This is a genomic window from Pelotalea chapellei (genome assembly GCF_018531195.1).
In the GTDB taxonomy this organism is placed as follows: domain Bacteria; phylum Desulfobacterota; class Desulfuromonadia; order Geobacterales; family Pseudopelobacteraceae; genus Pelotalea; species Pelotalea chapellei.
This window is the reverse complement of record NZ_JAHDYS010000031.1, coordinates 1-6,037: the sequence shown is the minus strand read 5'-3', so window position 1 is coordinate 6,037 and position 6,037 is coordinate 1. Positions and strand designations below refer to the sequence as shown.

The window sequence follows — 6,037 nt, the reverse complement described above, 5'->3', positions numbered from 1 at the left end:
ACGCTCCATTGCCAGTAAATAATCGTCTTTTTGAACAAGGCTCCAATCAATTACTTGCTGAAGTTCCTTTTTTAATATCAAGTCCAGCCAAATACGCATACTACGTCCATTTCCTTCACGAAAAGGATGTATTATGTTCATTTCAATATACTTTTCGATTATCTGATTGAAATTTGATTGTGGCATTGCTTCTGCTTTTTTTATTGCTTCATCGATATATAAGACCGGTGCAAATCGAAATTGCCCTTTAGAAATATTGACAGTGCGAATTTGACCGGCAAAATCATAGATTTCTGAAAACAGATAATGATGGATAGTTGATAGTGATTGCCAGCTACCAGCTACCAAACCATCTAACACACCATTGGTAAATAATTCACAAGCCTTTGATTTACTGATTTTTTCCTCAACATGGGCCAAATCAATTTCATTGGTTATGCCTAGTTTGTTTTCAATGCGTGAAGGTGCCATTTTATATGAAGCCCTTTTTGTGCAGTAAGAGATAGCCGATGATAATTAGCCCAAAGCCCAAGAACAGCAGCCGGACAGCGGGTTTGAACCGGCTCAAGACAAGTTTCAAAAAGAGTGGCCCCAATCCAAAGAGAACCGCTGCAAACCCAATCATCTTAACGCCATCGTATGCAACTCTAAACAGTGGAGCAGTTTCTCCGTGAAATAATGGGTCAGCCATTAGACACCCCCCAATTTAACCACTTCCGCGAAAAGAGCCTTGTCCCTATCATTTGTCAGGAATGCCTCTAACTCCTTTTCCAGCCAGCTATGAATAGCTCCACGCTCCCCTTCAGCCTTGAGTTTGGCAAGAACAAAGGAACCGAGCAGTACTTTACGGCGTGTATCGTTCTTTCTCGCCTGTTCAGACTCACGAGCCTTAACCCGTTCTTGTAAAAGCAGCTCTTTGGCCTTTTTATCAGCTAACTGATCTATGAGTTTTTCGCGCTCTTCATCCAAAGCTTTTAATTTATCTTCTGCCGATTTTCGCGCCATTACCACCCTCCAAACTAATAATTTTTATTGAAATTATCACAATATAAGAATAACGTCAAATCCAACAAAGCAACGGCATTTAATCCTGAAAGGCGCACTTAGAGTAATCTCTTCGAGATTACGTGCGCTCTCCGAGGGGGAAGCAAAGCAATGGCGATTTACCACCAAGCAATCAACATTATCGACAGGAAAAGCGGACGCTCTGCCGTTGCAGCCGCCGCTTATCGTGCCGGTGAAAAGATAGATGATGAACGCACAGGCGAAATACACGACTATTCCAGAAAGCGCGGAATAGTCCATTCAGAGCTTATCTTGCCGGGAGGCGGTACAGAGGATAGGGCAACTTACTGGAACCGAGTAGAAAAGCACCACAAGAGGGGTGACGCAATTCTCGCAAGAGAGGTTGAGATTGCCATACCTGCCGAGCTTGACGAAAGGCAACGCCAGTGCCTTGCATCTAAGTTCAACCGGGAGCTTGCCGACAAGTACAGCGTGGCCGCCGACCTGAACATTCACAAGCCGCATAGAGCCAAGGCCGACACCCGGAATCACCATGCCCACATCATGCTATCTGCCTGCTACACCGCAGAAGACGGCACTTTAGGCAAGAAAGCCGTTGAGCTTGACCCCATTCATTGCCAGAGGAACAAGCTGGAGAATATGGCTGAATGGACTAGAAAACGTTGGGCCGAGCTTGCAAATGAAGCTCTAAGAAACGCCGGACTTCGGGAGCGGATAGACCACAGGAGCCTTGAAGCGCAGCGAGAAGACGCTTTGTTTTGCGCTGAAAACGCCAAAGTTATAACCAATTCCCCGACCTTTAAAGCCGAGCAGATCAAGAAAGCCGCCATGCTGGACAGACCGGCCACTATTCATCTTGGCCCCTCTGCAACCGCCATGGAACGCCGGGGAGAGCCAACCGACCGAGGCAACTACAACCGGCGAGTCCTCGCGCAGATCGGGGAGCGTGACACGCTCAAGGACGAGCAGATTGAGATTGAAAAACGGCTTGCGGAGATAAACCGGGAGATGCAGGACTTGCTAAAGGAGATTGAGGCTGATTTGCTCGACCAGGCTAAACAGGTAGAAGCCGCCCGACTCGCCGCAGAGCTTGAGAAAACAAGGCTTGAACGTCAAAAGTCTGTTTCGGTTTCCCGTCCGATTGTGACCGAAGGGAACGGACAGAGCGAAGCGTTACCGACTGAAAAGAAAACTAACCTCCCCCCTCAACAACCAGCCGTTGCCGTGGGTGTTATTCCGCAGCCGGAACTAAAGGCACCGGCACCGACCATTGCGGATCTTCCCGCTGCCGTACTTTATCGGCTGTATGAAATTAGCCAGAAAATTGTGAAGCTTGTACTTCACCTGAATAACGGTTTTGTCAGCCCGGAGAAGTTCAACACAATCATTGATGAGCTAGAGCTAAATATGAAAACAATACTCAAGCCCTACCCCGGCACCAAAGTTTGCCTAGACTACGAAAAAGCAATAATGACCATCAACGGCCACGATATTACAGCCACCGTTGCCAAGCTGCCACCGGAACAACCGCAGCCACAACCACCTAAATCACCACAGCAAGGCCGGAAACGGTGAACCCGGCATTTCGGGGGGGGAATTACCCCCCGTTATGCCTGTTCTGGGCTAGTTTAATTTGAACCAGTCAAGGATGGCCTGAACCATAGGTACAATCCAGTCGCAGTTGTGGAACAGGAATATTACGGCTTTGAAGACAATTAGTTTAATCATGGTTGATACACCCCCCCCCGGCTTGGGATAAAAAGATTAAGTTGTTTGTTATTAATGAGAACTGGCGAAAAATTTAGCCCTTAGTGAAGCAGTTTTTTACTCTTAATCGGGCTGTGGATTTGGTGATAACCTTGCAAGTCACTTAAAAAGCGTATTTTTTTCTGACATAACGGCTCTCTACCCCCCTTCAGTAGTTTTTAGGGAAAACGGTTTCTCTTTTATTTATGAATTTGAAAAATTGACCTCATGTCTGCTTATACAGTTCAAAACTCAGCGGTCTTGCGGATCACCCCCTTTATTCTCTTGTATTTATGTATTTTGAAAAAAATCAGTTTTGATCTCATGTTTGGTAATAACGGGTTTATTCAAACTGACACCACTTACCCGCAGATCAGGAGGTTGGATATCGGCAGTCAAAGGGTTAATTCAACGGGTTCGAGGCGAGAGCTTTTACCCCCCTCCTAACGGCACTAAGAACGCCGCAAGGATGGGGGCGGGTATAACGTCTTTACGACTTCGCCGGATAGCTGAAGCACTTCAAACATTTGGCTCAGTCAGGGAATACGCTTTTCCGGGAGGTTTATTCTTTTCCGCGCACTGAAAAAGGATATGGTGCAGTTGTGATGCACCAAGGTTGAGGTGGGAGCTTCTATAGAGCGGGTTAAATGGCTTGCTATGAGGGTGTGTACAGTGTAGACAGGTAGAAAAGACGGTAGGATACAGGGGGTGAACATGGCAAAAGTCAGTGTATCGGAGGCGGCAAGAATTGCCGGAATATCTCGATCGTACCTATATAGAAAGTACATAACCACCGGCAAACTCACTGTTGAGAAGGACAACGAGGATAAACCTGTAGTTGATACATCTGAAATCTTCAGGGTTTTCGGTGATAGACAGCAAGAGGACAGTAAAGGTTCTCACCCTGACTCACCCATAAAAGACAGCAAAATTGCCTCGTTGGAAGCGGAACTTCGACTTACACGCGAACTTCTCAAAGCGAGGGAAGATCATATTGCAGACCTGCAACAATCCCTTCGTCTTCTGGAACATCGGCCAGAGACAGACAGCACCTCCGTTCAGATCGAGAAGTTAAAGGGCGAGGTCAACTTGATTAAAAAGGAATCCATGTGGGCCAGACTGTTCAGCCGGAAGGGGCAAGAGGCATGATTACCAAATCCCTTGAAAAGTTATTATCAGCGGCAACAGCCATTGAGGAAGAACCAGCCAGAGAAGCCGGACAAATTGGCTACATGGTACGAGCCTTAGTGCAAGCCACCATGCCAATTACAGACCCCAAAACCACCCACTTCCGCAGGGAAAACGGCAAAATTGCAATAACAATGGCTGCACTGGATGAAAAAATAGGGCTGCCTTATGGCCCCCTTCCCCGGCTGATTATGGCATGGTTAGGCCGAGAAGCAGTTAGAACGAAGAATCGGAGAATTGTACTTGGTAGCAGTTTGTCAGACTTCCTGAAAGAACTTGGGCTGTATAACACCGGAGGCAAACGGGGAGACATAACCCGTCTAAAAAATCAATTGACCCGGCTCTTTTCCACGGCGATCACGGCTAATTCACTGGATGGAGAGCGCACAGCAATCAAAAATGCTGTAATAGCCAAAGATGCAGACCTTTGGTGGGACGCCAAGGAAATACACCAAGCGGGGCTTTGGGAATCCACTGTAACGCTTGGAGAGGACTTCTTTAACGAATTGGTGTCATGCCCTGTGCCGCTGGACGTTAGAGTCCTCAAGGCTCTAAAATCATCGGCGTTGGCGATAGATATTTATTCGTGGAGAAGCTACCGCAACACGTATCTGAAAAAACCCGCATTGGTGCCATGGGATGCACTACACAAGCAGTTCGGTGGAGATATAAAATTGCTCAAACACTTTAAGCCGAAGTTTCTGAGGGATTTAAAGAAGGTTCAAAAGGTCTACAAAGAGGCCAAACATGAGATAACGGAACAAGGCATGGTATTGATACCCTCTCGTACAAGCATCGCTGTGAAAAAGCCAGTGGATAAATGAAGTTATTCACGCTGAAAGTGCGACCGGCCAATTTAGTTGACAAGAGATAATAACTACATAGAAAGTATAAATTTTTTCAAATTGTTGTAGTGTAAGAAATCAGATGATTGCGCTGAAAGTGCGACCGGCCTTACGCTGAAAGTGCGACCGAGACCCCTCGCAAACCCGCATCAGTAAAGGGCTAGAAGCCCCCTTCCTATAGTCTTTGAATCTTGCCTATAGTTATTTAAAAGCCCTGTAGTAGATCAAGCAAAACCTGTGGAAACAAATGCGCCGGCAGTGTGGCCGATGAACCCGGCCACCCGGCGAAAAGGAAAAAGAGAGTATGCTCCACGACAAACACGATAAAATCCGGGCATATGTTACTAACCTTGATGACTCAACCGAGGAACAAGCAAAGTTTAAGGCAAGTCTGCTTGATCTACTAAACCAATCCCAGCAGCTTAGTGAGGAGATAGCCGCTTTAATAAACCGTCAGGGCCAATATCTGGACGGGCAAGAAGCGGTGACGGCTACCGCCGAGCAATGACGGCGCCGATTCGGGGCAGGGTTAAAAAGGCGGGTTTTGAATGGAAAAGAAGAATCTACGTCAAAGGCTGTAACGCTTCGCTCTGTGCTGCGCACAAAATCACCCCTCAGACTTCCAGATTTGCCCTCAGAAGCGTTTTCTCCATCCAGCGCAGGTACAGAGTTTCATAGCGTTCAAAAATCTGCTTGCGTTCATCCTGATTGATGATCCCCACAAAAGGAGTTGAACTACGGAGAAACGTTGAGTGTGCCGACCTAGAAAGCAACAGTTTGGCTATTTCCTCGCGTGTTCTGGTGGTTAAAATTTCCCGCCATATTTCGTGAGCAAGGGCTTCCTCGCCATTTTGTTCCTGCCAGCGATCTAGGTTGTGAAGTGGAACGTCCCATAGTTCTGGGGCTTCACGTAGCCGCCGAAGAATGGCAACGTGAAGTGCCAGTGACCGCCGATCAGAGCGTTGTTGGGCATTCTCCATTCCGAAAGGGCGATATCCCATAATTCCCTCAACTTAATTCAGCGGCTTTGTACTGCGTATATCCTTCATAATGATAACTTGCGTCAATGCCCCTGACATATAAACTAAAATCTTTGATGTTCGTGGTTAATGCATTCATCAACAATAGTTTAATTTCAACATCTTTAATTGGGCTACGCTCCATTGCCAGTAAATAATCGTCTTTTTGAACAAGGCTCCAATCAATTACTTGCTGAAGTTCCTTTTTTAATA

The 6,037-nt window shown here is 46.7% G+C and carries 8 protein-coding genes and 1 pseudogene; 4 read left to right on the top strand and 5 right to left on the bottom strand.

The window, feature by feature from the left end:
• The 3 genes from KJB30_RS17725 to KJB30_RS17715 all read right to left on the bottom strand — a co-directional run.
• Positions 1 to 471: Fic/DOC family protein (locus tag KJB30_RS17725; protein WP_214301705.1), on the bottom strand; the 471-nt coding region annotated here is incomplete at its 3' end.
• Between the two features lies 1 nt (position 472).
• Complete coding sequence (locus KJB30_RS17720) at positions 473 to 691, bottom strand: hypothetical protein (protein ID WP_214301704.1); 219 nt, start codon at positions 689 to 691, stop codon at positions 473 to 475.
• The gene (locus KJB30_RS17715; RefSeq protein ID WP_214301703.1) at positions 691 to 1,005 is read right to left on the bottom strand and encodes a mobilization protein; all 315 of its coding nucleotides are present in this window, start codon (positions 1,003 to 1,005) and stop codon (positions 691 to 693) included. Before KJB30_RS17715 ends, KJB30_RS17720 begins: the two co-directional genes overlap by 1 nt.
• 150 nt (positions 1,006 to 1,155) lie before the next feature.
• Here KJB30_RS17715 and mobQ point away from each other — a divergent pair, with 150 nt between their 5' ends.
• The 4 genes from mobQ to KJB30_RS17695 all read left to right on the top strand — a co-directional run bounded on the left by mobQ (position 1,156) and on the right by KJB30_RS17695 (position 5,313).
• The gene (mobQ, locus tag KJB30_RS17710) at positions 1,156 to 2,601 is read left to right on the top strand and encodes a MobQ family relaxase (RefSeq protein ID WP_214301702.1); all 1,446 of its coding nucleotides are present in this window, start codon (positions 1,156 to 1,158) and stop codon (positions 2,599 to 2,601) included.
• Between the two features lie 885 nt (positions 2,602 to 3,486).
• Positions 3,487 to 3,921 (top strand): hypothetical protein, encoded by a 435-nt coding sequence (locus KJB30_RS17705; RefSeq protein WP_214301701.1) that lies wholly within the window; start codon positions 3,487 to 3,489, stop codon positions 3,919 to 3,921.
• Positions 3,918 to 4,784 carry a replication protein RepA gene (locus KJB30_RS17700; protein ID WP_214301700.1) on the top strand — a complete coding sequence of 289 codons (867 nt, stop codon included), beginning with the start codon at positions 3,918 to 3,920 and terminating at the stop codon, positions 4,782 to 4,784. Before KJB30_RS17705 ends, KJB30_RS17700 begins: the two co-directional genes overlap by 4 nt.
• Before the next feature lie 325 nt (positions 4,785 to 5,109).
• Positions 5,110 to 5,313: a hypothetical protein gene (locus KJB30_RS17695; RefSeq protein ID WP_214301699.1), complete on the top strand. Its 204-nt coding sequence runs from the start codon at positions 5,110 to 5,112 to the stop codon at positions 5,311 to 5,313.
• Positions 5,314 to 5,419: 106 nt separating this feature from the next.
• Here KJB30_RS17695 and KJB30_RS17690 read toward each other — a convergent pair whose 3' ends face one another.
• Both KJB30_RS17690 and KJB30_RS17685 read right to left on the bottom strand, forming a co-directional pair.
• Positions 5,420 to 5,806 carry a hypothetical protein gene (locus tag KJB30_RS17690; RefSeq protein ID WP_214301698.1) on the bottom strand — a complete coding sequence of 129 codons (387 nt, stop codon included), beginning with the start codon at positions 5,804 to 5,806 and terminating at the stop codon, positions 5,420 to 5,422.
• A gap of 7 nt (positions 5,807 to 5,813) precedes the next feature.
• Positions 5,814 to 6,037, bottom strand: a pseudogene (locus KJB30_RS17685) (protein adenylyltransferase Fic); the annotation flags it as partial.